Below are 23,028 nucleotides of genomic sequence, written 5' to 3'. Positions count from 1 at the left end.
TTTAAGATTAAGAGGGTTATGTCTGATTGAGCTCCTGGAGCATCAGGGGAAATACATCGTTGTGTGCATTCTTACCCAGGAATACATCCAGGTGGCTGTACTGTTCGAGTATATACAGTTTATGATTGCCGGGATCGACGCGTTGCAGGTAGTCGTAGGTGCGCTCCTGGCTGTCGGCGAGGAAGCACTTGTTCTTGCGGCCACCGAATAGCACCACGCGCGCGGTGAGCGGCGGAAGGTCGGGTGCATACGTCGTGATGGCGTCCTTCTGATTGGGCACCAGCACGCCAGCCTTCACACAACGGCTGATGTGCGTGAAAAATGTCAGGGGTACATTTGCAAACTCGTGCTGTATCCAGTCCATGGTGGGCCGGTCCAGGTTTTCCAGCTCCCACAGCGCCGGAAAGCCGGCCCCATAGGTAAAGCTCACAAACTTACCTACGAGGGTATCTTTCTCGCGGTGCGTGGTTTTAACAATAAAGCGTAAGAACTTTTCTTTTATACCCGGCGCCTTCAGGCCCCATTGCGGATTGAGGTAGCGAAAGAACAGTTTTACAAAGGGCACATACGCCTTGAGCTTAAAGACCGAATATGGCGGTACGATGGGATGGAGCGACACGGCATTGCTGATGATGAGCCTGACCTGGGGCACAAGGCCGAGCATGACGGAGATCATAAAGCTGGTGCTGCCCTGGCAATGTATGATGGCTTTGATGCGGTTGTAGCCGGTCAGCTCGACGACCTTTTGTACGGCGGCGGGATGATCGTAGCGTGCGGCTTTGTCGAGGTCCCACTCGTTGGGTGTTACATCGATGCTGCCGCGCCAGTTCTCGAGCCATACATCATAACCTGCCTCTGCGAGCACAGTCACGAGGTTCTTTGCCGTGGGAGGATTAAAGATATTGCCGCGCACACCGGCGCCGTGAACAAGCAACACTGGCTCGCCGCCCTTACTGCTCTTCAGATGTTTCAGGTTACAGGTAACGCCGTCTTGTGTTAGAAAAGGTATTGTATCAAACTCGTTTGCCATGCGTGTGTCGTTAACGAAAAAGAGAGCCCACCTCCGCACCTTCCGCTATTGGCGGACGATGGGTAGATGGGCTCCCTCTTGTGTGAAAGTAGCCTGCCGCCTGCATTTTAACAAGCCGGATTTTTCCCCTATTCCACTTTAATTAAGCGCTTTTTGACACTTGTCTAAGAAAAAATCATGTAATCTGTTGCGCAGTCATTTAACTGCACTTAAATTAGCAGTCAAATAGCTGCGCTATGGAATTAAGAAGAGATGTATTTCAAGCCATTGCCGACCCTACCCGCAGGGCCATCATCGCGCTGGTAGCGATGCAGGCCATGACACCGAGTGCCATCGCCGAGAATTTCGATTCGTCCCGACAGACGATCTCCAAGCACATACAGATCCTGACGGAATGCGAATTATTAAAGCAAGAGCAACATGGACGTGAGATCTATTATCACTTCAACCCTAAAAAAATGAAAGAGATCGCCGACTTCATCGAACCTTACCGCAACATGTGGGAAGAACGATTTCAAAAACTGGAGGCCATCATGAAAAAATATAAACCCAAGAAGTAACTATGGAACGTAAAACACAGGTCACGGCCGGAAACGGCCAACAGGATATCATCATCACGCGGGAATTTGAATTGCCGGTAGCATTGCTTTTTAAAGCTTATGAAGACCCTGAAGTTGTGGCGCAGTGGATGGGCACCAAGGTGATCAAGCTGGAAAACAAAAAGCACGGCGGCTACCAGTTTGAAACCAGCGACCCGCAGGGTAACGTGGTGTTCCGGGCCAACGGTGTGATCCACTCGTTCGTACCCGACAAAAATATCACGCGCACGTTTGAGATGGAAAATGGATTTGGCGCGCAGCTGGAGTTCCTGGACTTCGAAGCGCTGACCGACGACACCAGCAAACTGACGATACAAAGTATATATCGTTCGAACGCGGCCCGCGATGAGCAGCTCAAACTACCCTTCGCCTTCGGGCTGAACATGGCCCATAACCGCTTGCAGGAAATTGTTAGTAAACTAAAATAATGCCCCATGTCAACACGAAACAAGATCATTTATTGGATTGCCACGATCTGGCTTTCATTAGGTATGGTAGCCAGCGGGCTGGTACAACTGATGCACGCGCCGGCGGACGGTGCCCTGTCGCCCCCCGGCGTCTATGGTATTACGCAATTAGGATACCCGGTATATTTCCTGACGATCATCGGCTTGTGGAAAATTCTGGGTGTGGTCGCGCTGCTTGTCCCAAAATTTGCCTTACTTAAGGAATGGGCCTATGCAGGTTTTGTTTTTCTGCTGACGGGCGCGATCTATTCGCATGTTGCCACGCACCATGCGATTGCCGAGCTGTTCCCCTCCGCGCTGTTGCTGGCGCTGACGGTGCTGTCGTGGTCCTTCCGCCCGGCGAGTCGAAAAGTTATCACCGCTAACGCATAATGCTATGAATCCGAAAGTAGATTTCTTTTTTGGAAAAGGCCAATGGCAGGAGGAAACCAGGCTGTTGCGCGAGATCGTACTGAGCTGCGGGCTGAACGAAGAGCTGAAGTGGGGTGTGCCCTGCTACTCGCTCGAGAAAAAGAACGTTGTGTTGATCCACACGTTTAAAGATTATTGCGCGGTGCTGTTCTTTAAAGGCGCATTGATGAAAGATCCGAAAGGCATCCTGATCCAGCAAACCGAAAACGTACAGGCTGCGCGGCAGGTACGGTTCACCGACGCCAAAGAGATCGTGAAGTTGAAAAGCACATTGAAGGCGTATATCAAAGAAGCCATTGTGCTGGAGAAATCCGGGCAGAAGGTAGAAATGAAAAAGACCGCCGAGTTTGCCATGCCGGACGAATTTAAGACCAAGCTACAAAGCAGCCCGGGCCTTAAGAAAGCATTCGCAGCACTGACGCCCGGCCGGCAACGCGGCTACCTGCTCTACTTCTCGTCTGCCAAGCAGGCCACAACGCGCGAGGCACGGGTGGAAAAATATATACCTAAGATCCTGGATGGGTTCGGTTTAGAAGATTAACGATCATACGCCATGGCAAAGACAAAAAAACAAGGCGGCAAACTGTCGGCCGATCAAACGGAAGAACTACTGGACGTATTACAAAAGCGCTTCGAGAAAAACATGAAGCGTCACAAGGGCATTGCCTGGGCCGATGTGCAGGCACGCCTGGAAACGCACCCGGCCAAACTGTGGTCGCTGGATGAAATGGAAACAACGGGCGGGGAGCCGGACGTAGTGGGTTACGACAAAAAGACCGGCGAGTATATATTTTACGATTGTTCGGCCGAGACACCGAAAGGGCGCAGAAGCGTGTGCTACGATCGCGAAGCATTGGACGCCCGGAAGGAACACAAACCCGCCAACAGCGCGCTGGACCTGGCGGAAGAGATGGGCATCGAAATTTTGACGGAGGAAGAATACCGGGCTCTGCAAACATTGGGAGAGTTCGATCTGAAGACATCGAGCTGGATAAAAACGCCGCCGGCGATCCGGAAATTAAAGGGAGCGCTGTTCTGCGACCGTCGCTACGACCACGTTTTTACGTACCACAACGGGGCCGATTCATATTACGCGGCACGCGCTTTTAGAGGTTCTTTACGGGTTTAACCCCCTACTCTTCCATTCGCCGGGTGTTTTTGTCGTTTGGACGGTAGGGCGGGCACGATAATTATGTTATCTTCGCAAACCTATCCATTGCCATGACCCTTTCCCTCCGCACTTCGCTCCCGGCGTACACTGTATTGCTGTTATTTTGGCTCGCTACGCCTGTAGCGGGACAACGCCTCGTTATGCCGGGTGATTTTCCCGATCCGTCGGTCGTGCAAATCGGTGACACGTACTGGGCTTCAACCTCTTCTGCGAACTGGGCCCCCGCATTTCCGCTGCTGGCTTCCAAAGACCTGGAGACCTGGGAATTCCGGGGCCATGTGTTCCCGCAACTGCCGGACTGGGCGGAATCGTACTTCCGGGCACCGGAGATAACGTACGATAGCGGTGGGGTTTACGTGTATTACACGGCCCGCAAGCGTGGCGGCAACCTGTGCGTAGGGGTTGCGCACGCAGACAGCCCGGAAGGCCCGTATCAGGATCTCGGGCCTATTATGTGCCAGGATGCCGGCTCGATCGACGCCTTTCCCGTACGCGACAACGATGGCACGCTCTACCTGGTCTGGAAGGAGCACGGCAACAGCATCGGCAAACCCACCCCTATCTGGGCCGCCAGGCTCAACCCTACTCGCACCGGCACGGTCGGCGAGCCTTTCAAGCTTTTTCAAAACGACGCGCCCTGGGAAAAAAGCCTGGTAGAAGGTGTGTCGATCACCCGCCACGGAAAATACCTGTATGCCTTTTATACGGCGGCCAGCTGCCAGGGCCGCGATTGTCTCTACGCCACCGGCATTGCCCGCTCGCGCAACCTGCACGGGCCGTGGCAAAAGTATCGCGGCAACCCCGTGCTGGAAGCCGGCGCCCGCTGGAAGGCCCCCGGCCATGGCACGCCGGTAGAGCGTAACGGTCGCTTTTACTTTCTGCACGATGCTCACGACGACGCCAATGCTGTCTTTACAGGCCGCCAGGGCGTGCTGTCGGAGTTTACCTATACCAACGACGGCTGGCTGCGCTTTCAACCGCAGGACGGCCGTGATGCGCCGGTACCCGCCCGTGTGACCGACGCTTTCGACGGCGATTACCTGGCGCCGCAGTGGCACCACTCCGCCTTTCAGAAGCCGCAATACAACGTGAGCGAAGGCAAGCTGATGCTTCAGAGTATCCCCTCGCCGTGTGGCGCCTACGTGGCGCAGAAAGTCTTTACCACCGACCTCGAAGCCGAGGTGTCGATGAAACCTTCCGCCTGCACGGCCGAGTCGGGCATTGCGCTGGTGAGCGACGACCAGAACCTGCTGCGCGCGACGCTGATCGGCAGCAAAGTGTCGTTGTGGAAGATCTCCAAGGGGCACCACCCCGTGCTGTTGGCAGAAAGATTCATTCGCAAGACCGACAGCGTGGTCGTGCGCATTGTGGTGCGCGACGGCCGCGAGGCCCTGGTGACCTACAGTACCAATGGCACACAGTTCCACAAGCTCAATACCGACCCGGTGTCGCTTACATTCCTGCAGAGCCGCGATCGCGCCATTCGTGTAGCCCTGGTGGCTGTCGGCACCACAGACCTTCGGGCGTGCTTTGAACATTTTGCCACGAGCGTGCGCAAGCCCGAGACGCAACAACACCTGGCTCGTTCGGGCGTTTTCCGAAGACGACAATAAGAGGTAAAAATTACCCAGATCGGGGATTACCATTACACACGAGGAGGCTGCCGGTGAGTGGCCACTTTGATCTTTCTATTATCTTTTTCCAAATCGTTATATCGTTGGCGTTGGTTCTATTCCGAAGTACTCCGCCATGTGCTATACGGATATAAAAAAAGGCCGGCCCAATTGAGCCGACCCTTCTATATATATACCTCGTCACGATATACTTAGCCAATCAGATCAAACCGGTCCAGGTTCATGACTTTTGTCCACACAGCGACAAAGTCCTCCATGAACTTGTCTTGCGCGTCGGAACACGCATAGACTTCGGCTATGGCACGCAGCTCCGTGTTAGAGCCGAAGATCAGATCGACGCGGGTGCCGGTCCATTTTACAGCGCCGGTGCGACGGTCGCGGCCTTCGAACACGTTTTGTGAATCGGAGGTTGCGTTCCACGTGGTGCTGAAATCGATCAGGTTTACGAAGAAGTCGTTGGTGAGTGTCTCCGGTGTTTTCGTGAAGACGCCGTGCTTCGACTTGTCGTAGTTGGTGTTCAGTACACGCAGACCACCGATCAGTACGGTCATCTCGGGTGCAGTCAATGTCAGCAACTGGGCTTTATCCACCAGCATCGCTTCGGCCGCAGTCTTGTGATGGGTTTTCAGGTAGTTCCGGAAACCGTCGGCTGCCGGTTCCATGATCTCGAACGACTCGACGTCGGTTTGTTCTTGCGAGGCATCGACACGGCCCGGTGTGAACGGCACCTTTACGTCGCGTCCGCCGCTCTTCGCGGCTTTCTCGATGCCGGCGCCTCCGGCGAGCACGATCAGGTCGGCCAGCGACACGCCTTTACCATCCGACTGCGCACCGTTGAATTCTTTCTGGATACCTTCCAGTGTCTTCAGTACTTTGCTCAGCTGCGCGGGATTGTTCACTTCCCAATCTTTCTGCGGTGCCAGGCGAACGCGTGCGCCGTTGGCACCTCCGCGTTTATCGGAACCGCGGAACGTCGAAGCCGACGCCCAGGCGGTCGATACCAGCTCGGATACGGAGAGGCCCGACGCGAGGATCTTGCCTTTCAATGTGGCGATGTCGTTGTCGTCGATCAGCTTGTATGTTGCCGCCGGAAGCGGATCTTGCCACAGCAGCTCTTCGACCGGTACTTCCGGGCCGAGGTAACGTGCACGCGGGCCCATGTCGCGGTGTGTAAGTTTATACCAGGCACGTGCGAAGGCGTCGGCAAACTCGTTGGGGTTTTCAAAGAAACGACGCGAGATCTTTTCGTAAACAGGATCGATGCGCAGCGCCAGATCGGTTGTCAGCATCGTGGGCGCGTGGCGCAGTGATTTGTCGTGCGCATCGGGCACGCTGCCTGCACCGCCACCGTTCTTCGGCTTCCACTGGTGGGCGCCGGCGGGACTCTTGCTCAGCTCCCACTCGAAGCCAAACAGGTTTTCGAAGAAGTTGTTGCTCCACTTCGTCGGTGTTGTCGTCCACGCTCCTTCCAGGCCGCTGGTGATGGTATGTATACCGTGTCCATTGCCGAACGAGTTTTTCCAGCCAAGGCTTTGCTCCTCGATGCCGGCGCCGGCGGGTTCCGCGGCTACGTGCTTGCCCGGATCGGCGGCGCCGTGCGTCTTACCAAAGGAGTGTCCGCCGGCAATGAGGGCCACGGTCTCTTCGTCGTTCATGGCCATGCGGCCGAAGGTCTCGCGAATGTCGCGTGCGGAAGCGAGGGGATCCGGATTGCCGTTGGGGCCCTCGGGGTTTACATAGATCAGCCCCATTTGTACCGCGCCGAGCGGCGCTTCCAGCTCGCGGCTTTTGGTATAACGCTCGTCGCCCAACCACTTGGTCTCCGAGCCCCAGTATACTTCTTCCTGCGGCTCCCATACGTCTTCACGGCCACCGGCAAAGCCAAAGGTCTTGAAGCCCATCGACTCGAGCGCACAGTTGCCTGCCAGGACCATGAGATCGGCCCACGAGATCTTTTTACCATACTTCTGCTTGACGGGCCAAAGCAGCAAACGCGCTTTGTCCAGGTTGGCGTTGTCGGGCCAGCTGTTGAGCGGTGCGAAGCGCTGCTGACCGGCACCGGCGCCACCACGACCGTCGCCCACGCGATAGGTACCGGCGCTGTGCCACGCCATACGAATAAAGAACGGACCATAGTGACCATAGTCGGCAGGCCACCAGTCTTGCGACGTGGTCATCAGGTCGAAGATGTCTTTCTTGACAGCGTTCAGATCCAGCGACTTAAATTCTTTTGCATAGTTGAAGTTTTCGCCCATGGGGTTCGAAAGCGTGGAATGCTGACGAAGGATGTTGAGCTTCAACTGGTTGGGCCACCAGTCGCGGTTTCTGGTGCCGCCGCCGGCGGTCTGTTTTAACGCCCCATTGTGAAACGGACATTTTGCTTCACTGTCATTGACATTGAGCGATTTCTGCCCGGTTGCCGTGTTGTTCTCCATGCGATTATGGTTAATTGTTTGGTGATAACTCTTACGATTTCGGGTCAAAGGTTCACAGATGGCCGGGATAGATCAAATCGATTGTCTTTATCGATCCATAGGATTTATCTATAACCGCTCTTTTTCTGCCAAACCAGTCGACTGAGGGGTCATTTCTTCTGAGAAGATAACAGGGATGTGCGCCGATTGTTATAAAGGCCACACGCGTGTGCGCCGAAGCGCATCGTTTCTATCAACGATCTATACTTCGTCGAGCTTGAACGGCAGGGTACGGATGCGTTTGCCGGTGAGATCGTAAATGGCGTTGCAGAGCGCGGGCGCAAGGGCGGGGAGGCCCGGTTCGCCTACGCCGCCGGCTTTTTCATCATTTTCCATGATGTGGACTTCGATGGCGGGAATGTCGGCGATGCGCGGCATGGGATAGGCATTAAAATTCTTCTCAACGGCTTTGCCTTCTTTGAAATGCGTGGCGTGCGTGGTAGCCGCGCCCAGGCCCATGATGATGCTGCCTTCTATCTGTGCGCGGATGATGTCGGGATTTACGTACCAGCCGCAGTCGATCACGGCATATACTTTATCGATCTTTACTTTGTTGTCGGGGCGACGCGAGACGCGTACCACCTGCCCTACTATACCGCCAAAGCTGTCGGTGATTGCGATGCCCCATCCCTCGTTTTTACCACGCGTGCTCCACCGGCTGACGTTGGCCAGTTTGTTTATCAGGGCCAGGTACCGGGGCGATATAAAATGTTTCTTGCGAAACTCCAGCGGGTCTTGCGCCGCCAGGTGCGCCAGCTCGTCGATAAAACTTTCGCCGGCAAAGGCATCGACGTTGGCAATGGGCGCCCGCCACCACATGGTAGGGATAGGCGACTTGATGGGGATGCCACCGAAGCTATAGTGCGGTATCGTTTTATAATAATCGTTGCTCAGGCCGGCAAGCTCGCCCGCGTTGGTCGAGACAGGAACCGGTGCGGCAACGTTGTCTTCGCCCTGCCCTATATACTGTGAGGACGACACCACTTGAAAAGCAAAGATCTTCTTTGCCGCATCGATGCCACCGCGGCAGCGGTGCATGGCGCCTGCGCGAAAGGGACCACCCGTCATGTCGTCTTCGCGGGTCCATACCACTTGTACCGGCGCCTTGACGGCTTTGGAAAGCAAGGCTGCCTCCAACGAGTAGTCGGGAAATGCCTTCCGGCCAAAACCACCCCCGAGGAAGGTCATGTTCACCTTTACGTTCTCCTTCGGAATATTCAGGCGCTCGCTGAGGTCGGCCTGTATCCAGTTGGCTTCCTGTATCGGGCCCCAGACCTCGATGCTGTTTTCTTTTACATCGGCCGTACAGTTGAGCGGCTCCATGCAGCTGTGCGACTGATAGGGCGATTCATAGATCGCTTCGAGGGTCGCCGTGGCGCCTTTCAGCGCCGTCTCAAACGCCTCCGATGGCAACGGCCGCAGCATCTGCTCGCGCATACGCGCGGTGATCCCGGCGGAGTCGAGGTGGTCGAAGCCCTCGTCGTTCCATTCCACTTTCAACAGCTTGCGGCCCTGCATGGCGGCCCACGACGAGTCGGCCACCACCGCCACGCCTTCATAAAGCAGGTTGAAGACGGCGCGCTGTACGGTGAGCACGTGCTTCACGCCCGGTACGGCCCGAACCGCGGTATCATCAAAGCTCTTTACCTTGCCCCGAAACCTGGGGCTGCGTTCGACCACGGCATACAGCATGCCGGGCAGTTTCTTGTCCAGGCCAAAGACGGCACTGCCGTTGACTTTGGCCGGTATATCTTTTCGACGGAGCGATTTACCAATAACGGTATAGTCTTTTCGTTTTTTGAGCGTGACCTGCTGCGGCGGTGGCAGCTGCGCGGCGTCTTGCACCAGCGCGCCATAGGTAAGCTTACTGCCGGTGGGCCGGTGGATCACAACGCCATGCTTCGCATAGCAGGTGCTGGTGGGTACCTTCCACTGTCTGGCGGCAGCTTCGATCAACATTTCCCGCGCCGAGGCGCCTACGCGTAACAGCTGCTCGTACCAGCCGCGCACGGAGAAGCTTCCCTCCTGCGGCTGGGGGCCATACCGCTTGGGATCTGCCGGTGCGTATTGTATCGCGGCGGCGTCCAGATCTATTTCAAGCTCTTCGGCCACGATTTGTGGCAACGACTGCCAGGTACCCTGGCCCATTTCAGAGCGATGGCAAAAGATCGTGACCTTGCCGGCACCATCGATCGAGATCCACGCCAGCAGCGGCGTGGTCGCCGGGGCAGCTCCCGCCAGCCGTACGATGTCGGGGGCACTTTTTCCAGCCGTCGGCCAGTAACACCCGAGCGTGAGCACCACGCCCGACAAACCGGCCTGTCGCAAAAATGCTCTCCTGGAAATATCCGCGCGTGGGTTCATGGGATCATGATTCTTGTATAATACTACAAAATAAAAATCCCTTCCGGACGCGGTTTATACCGAAAGCCGGGTTCGCCCCACAAAAAGTTACGGTTGGCACATGAAATGCCGCCGCGCGTATCACTTCGCCATCGACGCCAGCAATTGCCGGGCTTGCTCGTTGCCCAGGGCCGAGGCTTCTTTAAAATCGCTTGCGGCTTTGGATGTCTTGCCCTGGGCCAGGTATATCCGACCCCGCTCCAGGTAGGCAAAATCGTTTTTGAGATCGAGCTTAATCGCCTCGTTGAGCGACTTGACGGCTTCGCTGGTGTCACTGGACCGGGCCTGTACCAGTGCGGTAAGGGTCATGATATAGGAACGCGCGGATTTAGGCGCGTCACTGCGGGCATAAATTAAGGCAAGACCTATCTCCGCCGATACCGGGGCCCACTCCTTGCGCGCCATGTGTATTTTGAATTTCTGTACATATCCCTCCGTGAACTGCGGTGAAGCCTTGACAAATGTATCGAGGTAGAACAAAGCCCGGGTGGTATCTTTTGCATGCAAAACCGAGTCGACTATCTTTTCTACCCGGAAAAAATCCACGGCATGAATATTACCCGATGCCGCAAAATCGACGTATGCCTCGATCCACTGCCGGGACTTCTGGTATGCCATGCCCCGGTTGCCGAGCACTTCGACATTACTGCTATCCTTCTTTAAGTAGGCCGTGTAATCGGCAATGGCCTCGGGATAACGGTCCAGGTAATAATAGGAAACACCGCGGATGCGATGAATGTAATAGCCATCCGGAAAGAGCTTGAGATACGTAGTAAAGTCTTCGACGGACAGCGCCCATTGTTTCATTTCCTGGCGGTATATACCACGCTTTTTATAGGCGTCTACCAGTTTGTCGTCCAGTCCCAGGGCGATGCCATAATATTGCAGGGCTTTGGGATGTTGCCCTTTGTGCTCGTACGTCACCGCTTTTAAATAAACCACCGAGGGTTCTTTCATACCGTCGGGCACCTGCTCGAGCGCGGCAATGCCTTTGTCATGCTTTTCTGTCAGCAGCAGGCAAAAGGATTCTTTGATCCGGGCGGCCGCCGTATCGGGCAACCCGTATACGCGCCGCAGGATATAGGCTCCCACATTTTGCACATTGATGAACTTGTCGATGTTTGTTTGTTTACCGTCAAACTGGTTGTCGCCGATGTTGGTACGGGTGATCACCACCTGAAAATCATTAAAGGCGCTTTCATAATCGCCGACATCGGTCAGAAAGAGCCCATGGTAATACCGCGCCATGAGATCGTCGGGGCGCAAGCGGATGAGGATAGACAAGTCTTTTATAGACTGGCGTATATTTTTTTCGCGCCCCAGCATGCTGCGGAAGAGTAAGGCCGTTCGCTGCAGTGAATCGTTTTTCAGTACCTTGTTGAGGTGCGCCAGGGCTTTGGTCATATCGCGTTTTTCAAAGGCGTCGAGCAATGCCAGCTTGATGCGGGCATCGTGGTACAGGCTGTCCGCCGCCAGGCAGTCGCGGTAGCTGTTGATGGCGGGGCGCAGTTGCTGCTGCGCGAGATTGATATCGCCTTTCAGGTAGTAGGCCGTGCCGCGGGAACGGTCGAGACGGATCGCTTTGTTGATGGTCTGCTCACTCTCCGCTACCTGACGCTGGAGGTATTCAACCTTCGCAAGCTCTACCAGGCCTTCATAGAAATTGTCGTGCAGCTTGAGGGCCTTCTGGAGGTCTTCGCGGGCAACCTTCAGCTTTCGTTGCTCCTTGCGGGCAGCGGCCCGAAAATAATAGGCTTGCCACGCGGCAGGATCTTTTCCAATCACGACGGTCAGGTTCTCCTCCGCCATGGCCGCCCTATCTTCCAGCAGATTATTTAACCCTTCGTTAAAATCGGCCTGCAACGCGGGGTTCATCTTCCAATCGACGGCGAGTGGCTCAAACTCCCAAAGCTGACTGGTGGAGAATTCGCGAATGGCTTCTCCCAACCACTCCATCTGTGCGAACGCCGGACAAAGCACAGCCGTCCACAACCCCAACACCAGAAAGGCCTTGATCCTCATAACAAACAGGTATAGATGACCTGTAAGATACGAAAAATTGCGTTAGCTGTTAAACACCTCCTTCAGGAGCTTTTTGAAGGCAGGATGCGTTTGGGACGTGAGAAACTCCGTTACGGTGACCTCTGCCAGCCCGTGGGTAGAGAACGGATCCTCCTGCATGATCGCCTCGATCTCTTCTTTGGTGCGGCCTGCGGCGAGAATGATCCCGCCGGTACGCGGTACTTTACGGCCGGAGGCGATGAACACCTGTTCCTTATAGTACTTCTGCAAGAACGCCACGTGCTCTTTCATGTGGGCGTCCAGTTCGTCGAGGGGCACGATATAGTGCAGGTTGATCACAAACATATGCCGGGGTTTGGTATCCCAAGGTACCCATTTGCAGGCATAAAAAAACTCCTCCGGCCGAAGCCAGGAGGAGTCCCCACATCTCAACGGAAGTTGATATTCTAGTTCCAGCCGCCGCCCAATGCCTGATAGACATTGACCATGGCGTTGAGTTGTTGTTTTTTGGTCTCGATCAGCTCGAAGCGTGATTCCAGCGCGTCGCGTTGCGTGATCAACACCTCCATGTAGTCGGCACGGGCCGACTTAAAGAGGTTGTTAGAGATATCGATCGACGCCGTGAGCGCCTGTACTTCCCGTTCTTTTAACTGATAGCTCTGCTTCATATTGTTGATCTTCGACAGCTGATTGACAACTTCGACATACGCATTAAGGATCGTACGCTCGTAGTGATAGATCGCCTGGATTTGCCGCGCGTTGGCGCTGTAATACGTGGCCTTGATGGCATTGCGGTTTACAAGCGGAGCGACCAGGTCACCGGCCAGCGAGTAGATCAACGACTCGGGTGTGCGCAGGAGGTACGACGGATTGAAGGACTGAAAGCCGATGCCCGCCGAGATCCCCAGGGAAGGATAGAATTGTGCCCGCGCCGACTTTACATCCAGCTTGGCGGCAGCCAGGTCCATTTCGGCCTGGCGGATGTCAGGCCGGTTGGCCAGGAGCTGTGCCGGCAGGCCCGCATGGATGCTGTCGGGCACCAGGGTCAGGAAGCTTTCGGCATTGCGCTGTACCGGCTGCGGATAGCGGCCCACCAGGAAGTTGATGCGGTTCTCTGCTTCGACGATGCTTTGCCGGATGAGGTAGAGCTGGCTTTTCGTGTTGAGCACTTGCGCCTCGAACCGGCGTACGGGCAGCTCGGTTACCCGGGCGGCATCCTTCTGCATGCGCACGATCTCCAGCACGTTGCTTTGGATCGCGATGTTCTGTTCCAGGATAGCCATCTGGTTGTCGAGCGCCAGCAGCTCGTAGTACGAGTTGGCGATCTCGGCGATCAGGTTGGTGACCATGAAGTTCCTGCCTTCGACAGACGACAGGTAGCGACTTACCGCGGCCTTCTTGGCGTTGCGCAGCTTCTTCCAGATGTCCAGTTCCCAGTTGGCTACCGCGGCGACCATATAGTCCGGCAACGGCTCGGGCGTTTCTTTACCCGGTTTGATCTCGGTCGTGGCTTCGCTGGCACCGATATTGGTATAGCGGCCTACCTTTTCAAAGCCTGCGCCGGCACGGATGCCGAGGAACGGCAGGTACTCCCCCTTCCGGGCGCGTACCTCGTTGCGGGCGATCTCGATCTCACGGATCGTGATGTTCAGCTCCTGGTTGTTCCGGAGCGCCGTATCGATCAGCGCCACCAGGTTAGGATCGGTAAAGTATTGGCGCCATTGGATCCGGGCAGTGTTCGTAGTATCCTGCGAGCCGGTAAAGCTCGCAGGAGTTGTTTTATTCTCTGATCGATGTACCAGAGAAGGCGGTAAGCTACACGCTGTCACCAGGAAGAGGATACAGCCTGTCGCAAGTATGGAATGCAATTTGATCTTAGTGTCCATTATCATCTTCCGTTTCAGTGGATTGAGGAAAACTGTCTATCTGGTGAACCAGGTTTTCGGTCAGGGAATCTTCGTCTTCGTGTTTGATCAGGTGACGGCCGTCGGCGATCTTACCGAAGATATAGTACAAGCCCGGGATGATGATCACACCGAAGACGGTACCGAATAACATCCCCCCGAGGGCCGAGCCACCGATGGTACGGTTACCGATCGCACCGGCCCCGTGAGCGATGATCAGGGGGATCAGACCGGCCACGAAGGCGAATGACGTCATGAGGATCGGCCGGAAACGTACCCGTGCTCCTTCGATCGCCGCGTTGAGAATGGTCTCTCCTTGCTGACGTTTCTGCACGGCAAACTCCACGATCAGTACGGCGTTCTTACCCAGGAGGCCGACGAGCATGATCAATCCGATCTGCGCGTAGATGTTGTTCTCCAACCCCATGATCTGCAGCATGAGGAACGATCCGAACACACCGACCGGCAGCGAGAATACCACCGCCAACGGTATGATGAAGCTTTCATACTGGGCGGCCAGTACAAAGTATACGAACAGCAACACGACGAGGAACACATACAGCGCTTCGTTACCGCGGATCGATTCGTCGTACGACAACCCTTCAAACGCGATGTCATAGCCTTTGGGCAGCGTCTCTTTTGCTACCTCCCGGATGGCCTGAATGGCGTCGGCCGTGGTATATCCTTTGGCCGGCAGACCCTGGATAGCCGCCGAGTTGTACAGGTTAAAGCGCGTGATCTCGTTCGGCCCCTGGCCTTTCTTCAGTTTCATGAACGCCGAGTACGGCACCATTTCACCACGATCATTTTTTACAAACAGGTTCAGCAGGTCGGACGGCAGCCTTCTGAACTTCGGATCGGACTGCACATATACCTTGAAGAACTGGTTGAACTTGATGAAGCCCTGCTCGTAGGTACTACCGATGAGGATATTGAGGTTATCCATCGCTTTACCGATCGACACACCTTTTTGCATGGCCAGGTTGTTATCGATCTCGAGCTCATACTGCGGATAGTTGGCCGCGAAGAAGGTGAACAAGCCGGTAAGCTCTTTACGCTTACGCAGGTTATCCATGAACTGCTTGTTGATCTGATCGAACTCGTGGTAATCGGTATCGGTTGTTTTATCCAGCAGACGCATCGAAAAACCACCCGACGTACCGAAGCCGGGGATGGCCGGCGGCTCGAAGTACTCGACGATCGCCCCAAGGCCTTTCGATTCTTCCTCGAGCTCTTCCATGATCTCTTTCACGGTGTGGTGACGTTCCGACCACGGCTTGAGGTTGATCAGACAGGTACCAGCGTTCGAGCCACGGCCTTCGGTCATGATCTCGTAACCGGCCAGTGACGATACCGATTCCACCCCGTCGATCTCTTCGCAGATCTTCTGCAGGCGTTGTGACACCTGGTTGGTCTTTTCGAGCGTAGAACCGGGAGGTGTCTGAATGATCGCATAGATCGTACCCTGATCTTCGTTGGGAATAAAGCCCGAAGGCACTGCGTGGTTCTCGTACCAGATCCCCGCGCAGAATGCCACCAGGATGGCGAACGTCACCATACGACGGTTTACGATCAGCTTCAATAAGCCCACGTAGCGACCGGTCATCTTCTCGAAGCCACTGTTGAACTTGTCGAGCGACTTCGTCAGGATGTTCTTTTTCTTCTCGTGTCCATGGTGGTTTTTCAACAACATGGCACACAATACCGGCGTCAGCGTAAGCGCGATCAATGCCGAGATCACGATCGAACTCGCCATGGTGATCGAGAACTGGCGGTAGAAAGTACCTACAGGACCCGACATGAACGAGATCGGCACGAATACCGACACCATGACCATGGTGATGGCGATGATGGCACCGCTGATCTCACCCAATACTTTTCGAACGGCGCTGTACGGGCTCAAATGCGGCTCTTCTTCCATCTTCGCGTGCACCGCTTCCACGACCACGATCGCGTCGTCGACCACGATACCGATCGCCAGTACCAACGCAAAGAGCGTTACCAGGTTGATGGAGAGCCCGAAGAACTGAATGACGAAGAATGCACCGATCAACGATACCGGTACCGCCAGGATCGGGATCAGGGTCGAGCGCCAGTCGCCGAGGAACACAAACACCACAATGGCCACCAGGATAAAGGCGTCGCGCAGGGTATGGATCACCTGTTCGATGGACGCATCCAGGAATTGCGATACGTCATAGCTGATCTTGTAGTCCATGCCCGGAGGGAACGACTCTTTCATGACCTCCAGCTTGGCTTTTACTTCTGCGATGACGTCGCTGGCGTTACTGCCGTAGTTCTGCTTCAACACGATCGCCGCCGATGCGTGACCGTCCAGGTTGGAGTAGATGTCGAAGAACTCGCTTCCCAGCTCCACAGTCGCGATATCGCGCAGGTGAATGCTTTCGCCTTCCGCGTTGGCGCGGATGATGATGCCTTCGTATTCTTCGGGTTTGTTGTAGCGTCCTTTATAGGTCAGCACGTACTCCAGCGACTGGGCGGCGATGCCCGAGCTTTGACCGATACGACCCGGACGGCCGATGATACTTTGCTCGCCGATCGCCTCCATAACTTCTTCTACCGAGATCTTATAGGCGCGCATACGTTCCGGATTCAACCAGACGCGCATGGCGTAACGACGGCTACCCAGGATCTGCGCACGGGCTACACCCTTGGTACGCTGGATCTCGGGGATCATTTTTACGGTGGCATAGTTGAACAGGAATTTCTCATCCATGCTCTTTTCCTTGGAGTATAGGTTGACGTACATCAACATACTCGGCTGGATGGGCGTGATGATCACACCTTCGCGTTGCACGAGCTCGGGCAACAGGGGCATAACCTGGTCCACGCGTGTCTTTACCCGGATCACGGCGTCGTTTGGATCCGTCCCGGGCTCAAAGATGATACGAAGCGTCGCTTCCCCCGCACTGGTGGCGTCGGTCGCGATATAACGCATATCCTGCACGCCGTTGATGGCCTGCTCAAGCGTAATGAGCGTAGATTTCACGAGTACGTCGGCACTCGAACCGGGGTACGCGATGAAAATGTTAACCGTGGTCGGCGCAATGTCCGGAAACTGCGAGATGGGCAGTTTCTTAATGGCCAGTACCCCCACAAAGACTATTACGATCGAGATGACAATCGCAAAGACTGGCCTGCGTATGAACTTACTAAACATGTCTTTCGCTTGTTAGGATGTGATTATTCGGCATACAGTTCCAGATGCGAAATGACAGAATCTGCTTTCGCTTCGGTATAGTGTATCTTCTCATTTTCCCGCACCTGGCGCAAGCCTTCCAGCAGGATCCTGTCGGTTTCCGCCAGGCCGCTCTTGACCACAAAAATGTGGGGCAGTTCCGCGGCGATGGTGATCTCCCGTGAGCGTACTGTATTTTCCTTATCGATCACATATACATATTTCTTTTCCAGCACTTCGAAGGTGGCCTTCTGCGGAATGAGCATGGCATTCGTCAGCGGCGCCACCATCTGCACGTTACCCGTCTCGCCGTGACGCAGCAGGCCCTCGGGGTTGGGGAACGTGGCCCGGAACGCGATGTTACCGGTCTCGTTGTTAAAGTCGGCTTCGATGGTCTCTACGATGCCGGGATATTGGAATTTCTCGTGGTTGGCCATGATCAGGCTTACCTTCATGAGGCTGTCGCCTTTGGCCTTGGCTTTGAAATTGAGGTACTCGGCTTCGGGCACGTTAAAGTAAACCCACATCTTGCTGTTGTCCGACAGCGTCGTGAGCAGGTCGCCTTCGTCTACCAGGCTGCCCAACCGTACCTGGAAGTGGTCCATGATACCGTTGAACGGTGCCCGGATCTCTGTAAATCCTAAGTGTACTTGTGCCAGGGCGAGCTCCGCTTTGGCTTTGTCGAGCTTGGCTTTGCTCAGCGCCAGCTCGTTCGGAGCCACGACGTTGCTATCAGCCAGACGCTTGGTGTTCTGGAATTCGATCTCCGCAAAATTAGCTTCCGCTTGTGCCTTTTGCAGTTCGGCTTTATACATCAGCGGCATGATCTGAAACATCAGCTGACCTTTCTTTACGGCCTGACCTTCGTCTACATAAATATCCTGCAGATAACCTTTCTCCAGTGCCCGCATTTCAATGTGTTGGATGGAGTGTATCTGGCACACATAGTCGCGGATGGCTACGGTGTCTTTGCGTAATGGGTGGGTAACCAAAAACTTCTCCCCTTCCTCTCCTTTTTCTTCTTTTTCTGAATGACAGCTTGAAAGGCATAATACAGCCGCCAAGCCAATAAGCAGTACGTGCTTCATGACAATAAATGGTTATTTCGAGATGTGTTTTGTGAGTACTTCCGAGTGTAATGTGTACGTGGGACACATTTAGTGCAGCCACCGCGTTGGCGCGACGACTAGCGGGTTAAGTAATTTAAAAAGTTGTTCTGATGAGGACCCTGGAAATAAAGCCCCCCCGGGAAAGAAACACGGATCAAATCCGGATTACAAGCAATGCGAGATAACGATATATCGCTGTAAACGAAAAGTGCTGAACGAACGGCAACAGCTTCTGGCCGTTATTAAAAAAGTAGTCGAGGTCTGTGAGCGGAAAGGCAGCGGTATATTTATTATTCTCAACGTGTTTGCGAAGAGAGCTGGCATCCTTTTCCGTTTCATCTTCTTCGCGTTCCTCCAACTCGGTGATCTCGATCTTGAGAACTTCGTGACTCGAGCCGGCGCCATCCGGGCAGTCTACCAGCAACCGGCCCTGCAGCGCAATGTCGGCGTCGACCTGTGTCGTCGTGCCGGGCATCTTGCGTGCCACCGACTGCTTAACCGTCGTGGTGGTCTTTTTGTATACGACGCACGTCGCCCCGTGAGCGAGGCTGCCGAAGAGGACAGCGCTCAGAAGAAGGAACAACGTAAGCCAGTATCTTTTCATTGGGCCGCTAATCTATAGAAAGATGATTGTAATGGCAAGTATCAAAAGGTTGAGCGCATGTAACGAACGATTGCATAGATGTATCTTTTCATAAATTCTTTTCAACCCTGGTAAGTAACCCAACCATCTGATAAAGAACGCCTTAAAAAAAGCTTAAACCTTCCTTAAGGCGGGCTGAAATCGTTGTGAGTATACGCGCATCCGTCTGACTTGCTCGCGTGTTGAGAACGAAGTCATCGTAGAAAGGGTTTCGGAAATATGTTACGACAGCTTGTGCCTTTTTGATCGTGCTCACTAATTGCGTCGTGGCGGGAGGATCCCGAGCGCGGGCGACCGGTTGTTCGTGTTGAGCCGGCGGCAGGGTTCAGTGTGCAGGTGTTAACCGCAGGTGTGACGCGCGCATCGTTGGCGAAGTACCTTTTTGACCATGTTTGCGAGGTGCGAAGCTCTTTTCGCGCGGATAATAGAAAATGAGGAGAAAATTGGACTAAAACAATCTTGTCCGACACGCATGGATTTCGATCAGACAGTATGCGGGCATACCCGAGGCGACACGGGCATAATTGTTTAACAGGTATAATTCAAAAAAGCTATGTCACTGAAAACCATAAAGGAAAATTCACGGGAGATCCATAAGGCCGAGAAAGATGCTCCCCGTACCGTCGAGTTATTGACCGAATCAGAAAAGCTGATGCCCGAGCTCCGTACGCTGGCCTATTGCACCAACAAAGCGCTGGAACACGGCTATAAGGAAAACTTTAAAGCTACGAAAGACGGCCTGCAGTCGCTGGAAACGTCGCGCAGTTACCAACCGGATCAGATCCACGTCATGAACTTTTACCGGTTCGAAGGTATCACCGACCCCGCCGACATGTCGGTACTGTACGTCATTCAAACCGACGACGGCGCGAAAGGTACCCTGGTCGATGCCTATGGAACGTATGCTGACGAGGATGTAGCAAAAGTTATGCGCCAGGTCGAGGATATTGCCAAGCGGAATACCACTTCCGATAACAAACAGTATAAATCTTCCAATAGCTAATACCGCAGCCCCTGCCAGTCCGGGTCGCGGAACCAGGACTGGCGCCTGCAATACCTTGTCACAGTACAACGGCTTTCTCTATTTTTTCCGTGATGGGCGTTTTCTTTGCCCGTACAGAAAGATAGTAATGCCACAAGATCATCGTCGCCACTGTGCGATATGGCGCCCAGCGCATGGTAATTTTCGCGAGCTTCTCCCGGGCTACATCCTTCGACTGCCTTTTAACATCCTTCAACGCATTTACCGCCGCCAGATCGCCCGGAGGAAATATATCCGTGCGACGCAATACGAACATCAGGTAAATATCGGCGCTCCAGTTGCCCAGACCTTTCAGGGCGACGATCTTTTCGCGCACCGTTTCATCCGATAACTTCTCCAGGGCCTTCAGGTTAAACTGCTTGCTTTCAATCGCCTCGGCCAGGTGCCGTGCATATACGGTCTTTTGACGACTGAAGTAGCAGGCCTTCAGCTCTTCATCCGTCAGCGCCAGCAGACCGGCCGGCGTGATCTTGCCCAACCGATCGCGCAGCTTGTTCAAGGCCGCGAGTGCAGACGCCAGCGACACCTGTTGCTCGAGAATGATGTGGATGAGACTTTCGAATGTGTTCGGCCGCGTCCACATCGGCGGATAGTCGTAGGCCATCAGAATGGCCTTCAGGTCTTTATCACGGGCGGCGACGCGGTCGCAGAGCGCCTGGAAGTTTTCGGTAGAGAAGGTCGGGACCGGAGCTGATGTTGTCTTTGCCATGTAAACAGAAAAGCGGGCTATGCGCCCCACAGGGAAGGGTTTCGTTTTTCGTGTTCGAGTTTCAGCAGGATGGCCTTGTTTTCAAGCCCCCCGCCAAATCCCACCAGCTTGCCCGTGGCACCGATCACCCGGTGGCAGGGCGCAATGATGGCGATGGGATTTTTGTTGACGGCGCCGCCGATCGCACGACCGCCGCATTGACTTCCGATCTGCCGGGCCATCTCACCATAGGTGCGCGTCTCGCCAAAGGGTATCGTCAGCAAGGCCTGCCATACCTGTTGCTGAAAGGGCGTGCCGGCAAAGGACAGCTTAACGGTAAATTGTTCACGCGCGCTGCGAAAGTACTCGCCTAGTTGCGTCTCGGTTTGCAGCAGCACAGGGTGGTCATCCCGCAGGATGGCACTGTCGTCGCCCGTGGTCCGCCCCGGCGTATCGTGTTCCCACAACACCGCCGCCAGGCTGTCGTCCTGGGCGAGCAACCGGAGCTGCCCCACCGGCGATGGCATTCTTTTATAATAATATTCCATGTAACTTCCGTACTCTACGTAACCGCGTGGCAACCGGGCATATTTTTTCAAAAAATTTTGTCTTCGCCGCGAGATCCTGACATAGGGCTGACACAGCCCGTCGTTTCCTTTGCTTAACAATTATAAATTATCACGGTATGGAAAACAAAACATTCCCCCTATCACCCGCTGTTGCCGATGCACCGGTACTGACCTCGCAAATTTTGTTGAACCACTGGCAAGGCCACCGGGAACTGACCCGACGGGTAATCGAAGCCTTCCCCGAAGATAAGCTCTTTACCTATTCCATTGGCGGCATGCGTCCGTTCGCACAGCTGGCCATTGAAATGCTGACTATGGCCGGCCCGGGCGTACGCGGGCTCGTGAGCGGCAAATGGGATTCGTTTGAAGCGGTACAAAGCAAGCTGCAGTCAGCCACAACCAAGGCCGCGTTGCTGAAGCTGTGGGACGAATCTACGGATGAGATCAATGAATACTGGCCACAGATCACGCCCGAACGTTTCCAGGAGATCGAAAAGGTCTTTGGTCAATACGAAGGCCCGGTGTACTGGTCGGTGATGTATTTTATCGACAATGAGATCCACCACCGCGGCCAGGGGTATGTATACCTGCGTTCGCTGGGCATCGAGCCGCCTCCGTTCTGGGACCGCAAGTAAACAGTATGCGTGTGAACGCGATGGCGATCGGGTTCACACGCATACCAATCTACTATGTGCGTTCACGCACACATTCAAGGGCCGCGGATTACGCGTTCATATAAGCCCTGTGCATCCTATCACAATTTCCATTCAAAACGCCCACAATTTATTTATACTCAACATGCCGTCATGAACCAACCCATGCGGTTGTGGCATCACATTATTAACCCCAAACGACTACTGTTATCAGACCCTATCTGATCATGTTCCTTTTTGTCGGGTCCTTCCGGTTGGCGGCCCAACAACCTGTATCGACACAGGATACATCACGCCTGTTCATTTCTAAAACCACCGATTTTACCATTACCGGCGATGGCCGCGCGGCTGCCTGGAATAAAACAGAATGGGTTACGCTGCCGGTGCAGGAAGTATCGGGCGAGCCGCCCCTGACGCGCATCAAAGCACTTTATTCCGACAAGGGCTTATATTTTCTTTTCGACTGCGTCGATCAAAAACTGAGCACGACATACGACAAAGATTTTCAACCGCTCTTCAGGCAAGATGCCATTGAAGTTTTTCTGTGGCCGGATACGTCCCAGGTAATATACTTTGAATACGAACTTTCGCCACTTAACTACGAGTGGCCGCTGCTGATGGTGCACCTCAACGGCCGGTCCGGGGGCTGGGCGCCGATGCACTATACCGGCGAGAAAAAAGTACAACACGCCACCAGTGTGGAAGGTGGCACAAAAAAAAGCATGGCCACGGTCACCCGCTGGCGCGGCGAGTTCTTTATACCGTACCGGGTCCTGCATCCGCTGATGGGCAAACCACCACAAGCCGGCACCCAATGGCGTGGCAACTTCTACCGCCTGGACTACGACCAGGGGTACACCACGTGGACGTGGAAGAAGACCGGCCCGAGCTTTCACACCTATCAGAAGTTTGGCACGCTCGTGTTCCGGTAACCCGACCCTATACTACTTTACTTTCATGAGACATTCCAGGCAGGTTCCCGAACCTGCGTGGCCGCCCTGCGTCGCTTT

General features: G+C 54.6%; 20 protein-coding genes. 9 read left to right on the top strand and 11 right to left on the bottom strand.

Features of this window, described 5'->3' with window-relative positions:
* Positions 1 to 16 precede the first annotated feature (16 nt).
* Complete coding sequence (locus tag KK078_RS05545; protein ID WP_254089257.1) at positions 17 to 1,030, bottom strand: alpha/beta hydrolase; 1,014 nt, start codon at positions 1,028 to 1,030, stop codon at positions 17 to 19.
* A gap of 236 nt (positions 1,031 to 1,266) precedes the next feature.
* On the opposite strand from KK078_RS05545, the gene KK078_RS05540 reads away from it, so the two are divergent.
* The 6 genes from KK078_RS05540 (at position 1,267) to KK078_RS05515 (ending at position 5,291) form a co-directional block, all read left to right on the top strand.
* Positions 1,267 to 1,590, top strand: coding sequence for an ArsR/SmtB family transcription factor (locus KK078_RS05540; protein ID WP_254089256.1), 324 nt, complete (start codon positions 1,267 to 1,269; stop codon positions 1,588 to 1,590).
* A 2-nt stretch (positions 1,591 to 1,592) separates the two neighbouring features.
* The gene (locus KK078_RS05535; RefSeq protein WP_254089255.1) at positions 1,593 to 2,057 is read left to right on the top strand and encodes an SRPBCC family protein; all 465 of its coding nucleotides are present in this window, start codon (positions 1,593 to 1,595) and stop codon (positions 2,055 to 2,057) included.
* Between the two features lie 6 nt (positions 2,058 to 2,063).
* The gene (locus KK078_RS05530; RefSeq protein WP_254089254.1) at positions 2,064 to 2,468 is read left to right on the top strand and encodes a DoxX family protein; all 405 of its coding nucleotides are present in this window, start codon (positions 2,064 to 2,066) and stop codon (positions 2,466 to 2,468) included.
* A 4-nt stretch (positions 2,469 to 2,472) separates the two neighbouring features.
* The gene (locus KK078_RS05525; protein WP_254089253.1) at positions 2,473 to 3,048 is read left to right on the top strand and encodes a YdeI/OmpD-associated family protein; all 576 of its coding nucleotides are present in this window, start codon (positions 2,473 to 2,475) and stop codon (positions 3,046 to 3,048) included.
* 12 nt (positions 3,049 to 3,060) lie between these two features.
* A complete protein-coding gene (locus tag KK078_RS05520) occupies positions 3,061 to 3,636 on the top strand; it encodes a DUF4256 domain-containing protein (protein ID WP_254089252.1) in 576 nt (191 codons plus the stop codon).
* Between the two features lie 92 nt (positions 3,637 to 3,728).
* Entirely contained in the window at positions 3,729 to 5,291 is a 1,563-nt protein-coding gene (locus tag KK078_RS05515) for a glycoside hydrolase family 43 protein (RefSeq protein ID WP_254089251.1), read from the top strand.
* 212 nt (positions 5,292 to 5,503) lie between these two features.
* Here KK078_RS05515 and katG read toward each other — a convergent pair whose 3' ends face one another.
* The 8 genes from katG to KK078_RS05475 all read right to left on the bottom strand — a co-directional run bounded on the left by katG (position 5,504) and on the right by KK078_RS05475 (position 19,027).
* Positions 5,504 to 7,747, bottom strand: a complete 2,244-nt coding sequence (gene katG, locus KK078_RS05510) for a catalase/peroxidase HPI (RefSeq protein ID WP_254089250.1) — start codon at positions 7,745 to 7,747, stop codon at positions 5,504 to 5,506.
* Positions 7,748 to 7,987: 240 nt separating this feature from the next.
* Positions 7,988 to 10,150, bottom strand: coding sequence for a xanthine dehydrogenase family protein molybdopterin-binding subunit (locus KK078_RS05505; protein WP_254089249.1), 2,163 nt, complete (start codon positions 10,148 to 10,150; stop codon positions 7,988 to 7,990).
* A gap of 120 nt (positions 10,151 to 10,270) precedes the next feature.
* Positions 10,271 to 12,211, bottom strand: coding sequence for a tetratricopeptide repeat protein (locus KK078_RS05500; protein WP_254089248.1), 1,941 nt, complete (start codon positions 12,209 to 12,211; stop codon positions 10,271 to 10,273).
* A gap of 42 nt (positions 12,212 to 12,253) precedes the next feature.
* On the bottom strand, positions 12,254 to 12,556 hold the full coding sequence (locus KK078_RS05495) for a YciI family protein (protein ID WP_254089247.1): 303 nt from the start codon (positions 12,554 to 12,556) through the stop codon (positions 12,254 to 12,256).
* A gap of 101 nt (positions 12,557 to 12,657) precedes the next feature.
* Positions 12,658 to 14,097 carry a TolC family protein gene (locus KK078_RS05490; protein ID WP_254089246.1) on the bottom strand — a complete coding sequence of 480 codons (1,440 nt, stop codon included), beginning with the start codon at positions 14,095 to 14,097 and terminating at the stop codon, positions 12,658 to 12,660.
* Positions 14,087 to 17,296: an efflux RND transporter permease subunit gene (locus tag KK078_RS05485; RefSeq protein WP_254089245.1), complete on the bottom strand. Its 3,210-nt coding sequence runs from the start codon at positions 17,294 to 17,296 to the stop codon at positions 14,087 to 14,089. Before KK078_RS05485 ends, KK078_RS05490 begins: the two co-directional genes overlap by 11 nt.
* Positions 17,297 to 17,319: 23 nt before the next feature.
* Positions 17,320 to 18,402 (bottom strand): efflux RND transporter periplasmic adaptor subunit, encoded by a 1,083-nt coding sequence (locus KK078_RS05480; RefSeq protein WP_254089244.1) that lies wholly within the window; start codon positions 18,400 to 18,402, stop codon positions 17,320 to 17,322.
* Positions 18,403 to 18,577: 175 nt separating this feature from the next.
* Positions 18,578 to 19,027, bottom strand: coding sequence for a hypothetical protein (locus tag KK078_RS05475; RefSeq protein WP_254089243.1), 450 nt, complete (start codon positions 19,025 to 19,027; stop codon positions 18,578 to 18,580).
* A gap of 592 nt (positions 19,028 to 19,619) precedes the next feature.
* Here KK078_RS05475 and KK078_RS05470 point away from each other — a divergent pair.
* A complete protein-coding gene (locus tag KK078_RS05470; protein WP_254089242.1) occupies positions 19,620 to 20,069 on the top strand; it encodes a hypothetical protein in 450 nt (149 codons plus the stop codon).
* 58 nt (positions 20,070 to 20,127) lie between these two features.
* On the opposite strand, the gene KK078_RS05465 is transcribed toward KK078_RS05470, so the two are convergent.
* A complete protein-coding gene (locus KK078_RS05465; protein ID WP_254089241.1) occupies positions 20,128 to 20,817 on the bottom strand; it encodes a DNA-3-methyladenine glycosylase family protein in 690 nt (229 codons plus the stop codon).
* 17 nt (positions 20,818 to 20,834) lie between these two features.
* Positions 20,835 to 21,344, bottom strand: coding sequence for a methylated-DNA--[protein]-cysteine S-methyltransferase (locus KK078_RS05460; RefSeq protein WP_254089240.1), 510 nt, complete (start codon positions 21,342 to 21,344; stop codon positions 20,835 to 20,837).
* A 137-nt stretch (positions 21,345 to 21,481) separates the two neighbouring features.
* Here KK078_RS05460 and KK078_RS05455 point away from each other — a divergent pair, with 137 nt between their 5' ends.
* Together KK078_RS05455 and KK078_RS05450 are read left to right on the top strand one after the other, a co-directional pair.
* Positions 21,482 to 22,000, top strand: coding sequence for a DinB family protein (locus KK078_RS05455; protein WP_254089239.1), 519 nt, complete (start codon positions 21,482 to 21,484; stop codon positions 21,998 to 22,000).
* 245 nt (positions 22,001 to 22,245) lie between these two features.
* Entirely contained in the window at positions 22,246 to 22,950 is a 705-nt protein-coding gene (locus KK078_RS05450; RefSeq protein WP_254089238.1) for a carbohydrate-binding family 9-like protein, read from the top strand.
* Positions 22,951 to 23,028: the final 78 nt, after the last annotated feature.

This window comes from Dawidia soli (assembly GCF_018598185.1).
GTDB classification, from domain to species: Bacteria; Bacteroidota; Bacteroidia; order Cytophagales; family Cyclobacteriaceae; genus Ohtaekwangia; species Ohtaekwangia soli.
Note: the sequence above shows the minus strand (reverse complement) of the source record. Positions and strands in the feature narration are given on the sequence as shown.

Coding starts and splice junctions, on each gene's coding strand:
- KK078_RS05545 (WP_254089257.1), bottom strand. CDS start 1,030: ATGGCAAACGAGTTTGATACAATACCTTTTCTAACACAAGACGGCGTT.
- KK078_RS05540 (WP_254089256.1), top strand. CDS start 1,267: ATGGAATTAAGAAGAGATGTATTTCAAGCCATTGCCGACCCTACCCGC.
- KK078_RS05535 (WP_254089255.1), top strand. CDS start 1,593: ATGGAACGTAAAACACAGGTCACGGCCGGAAACGGCCAACAGGATATC.
- KK078_RS05530 (WP_254089254.1), top strand. CDS start 2,064: ATGTCAACACGAAACAAGATCATTTATTGGATTGCCACGATCTGGCTT.
- KK078_RS05525 (WP_254089253.1), top strand. CDS start 2,473: ATGAATCCGAAAGTAGATTTCTTTTTTGGAAAAGGCCAATGGCAGGAG.
- KK078_RS05520 (WP_254089252.1), top strand. CDS start 3,061: ATGGCAAAGACAAAAAAACAAGGCGGCAAACTGTCGGCCGATCAAACG.
- KK078_RS05515 (WP_254089251.1), top strand. CDS start 3,729: ATGACCCTTTCCCTCCGCACTTCGCTCCCGGCGTACACTGTATTGCTG.
- katG (WP_254089250.1), bottom strand. CDS start 7,747: ATGGAGAACAACACGGCAACCGGGCAGAAATCGCTCAATGTCAATGAC.
- KK078_RS05505 (WP_254089249.1), bottom strand. CDS start 10,150: ATGAACCCACGCGCGGATATTTCCAGGAGAGCATTTTTGCGACAGGCC.
- KK078_RS05500 (WP_254089248.1), bottom strand. CDS start 12,211: ATGAGGATCAAGGCCTTTCTGGTGTTGGGGTTGTGGACGGCTGTGCTT.
- KK078_RS05495 (WP_254089247.1), bottom strand. CDS start 12,556: ATGTTTGTGATCAACCTGCACTATATCGTGCCCCTCGACGAACTGGAC.
- KK078_RS05490 (WP_254089246.1), bottom strand. CDS start 14,097: ATGGACACTAAGATCAAATTGCATTCCATACTTGCGACAGGCTGTATC.
- KK078_RS05485 (WP_254089245.1), bottom strand. CDS start 17,296: ATGTTTAGTAAGTTCATACGCAGGCCAGTCTTTGCGATTGTCATCTCG.
- KK078_RS05480 (WP_254089244.1), bottom strand. CDS start 18,402: ATGAAGCACGTACTGCTTATTGGCTTGGCGGCTGTATTATGCCTTTCA.
- KK078_RS05475 (WP_254089243.1), bottom strand. CDS start 19,027: ATGAAAAGATACTGGCTTACGTTGTTCCTTCTTCTGAGCGCTGTCCTC.
- KK078_RS05470 (WP_254089242.1), top strand. CDS start 19,620: ATGTCACTGAAAACCATAAAGGAAAATTCACGGGAGATCCATAAGGCC.
- KK078_RS05465 (WP_254089241.1), bottom strand. CDS start 20,817: ATGGCAAAGACAACATCAGCTCCGGTCCCGACCTTCTCTACCGAAAAC.
- KK078_RS05460 (WP_254089240.1), bottom strand. CDS start 21,344: ATGGAATATTATTATAAAAGAATGCCATCGCCGGTGGGGCAGCTCCGG.
- KK078_RS05455 (WP_254089239.1), top strand. CDS start 21,482: ATGGAAAACAAAACATTCCCCCTATCACCCGCTGTTGCCGATGCACCG.
- KK078_RS05450 (WP_254089238.1), top strand. CDS start 22,246: ATGTTCCTTTTTGTCGGGTCCTTCCGGTTGGCGGCCCAACAACCTGTA.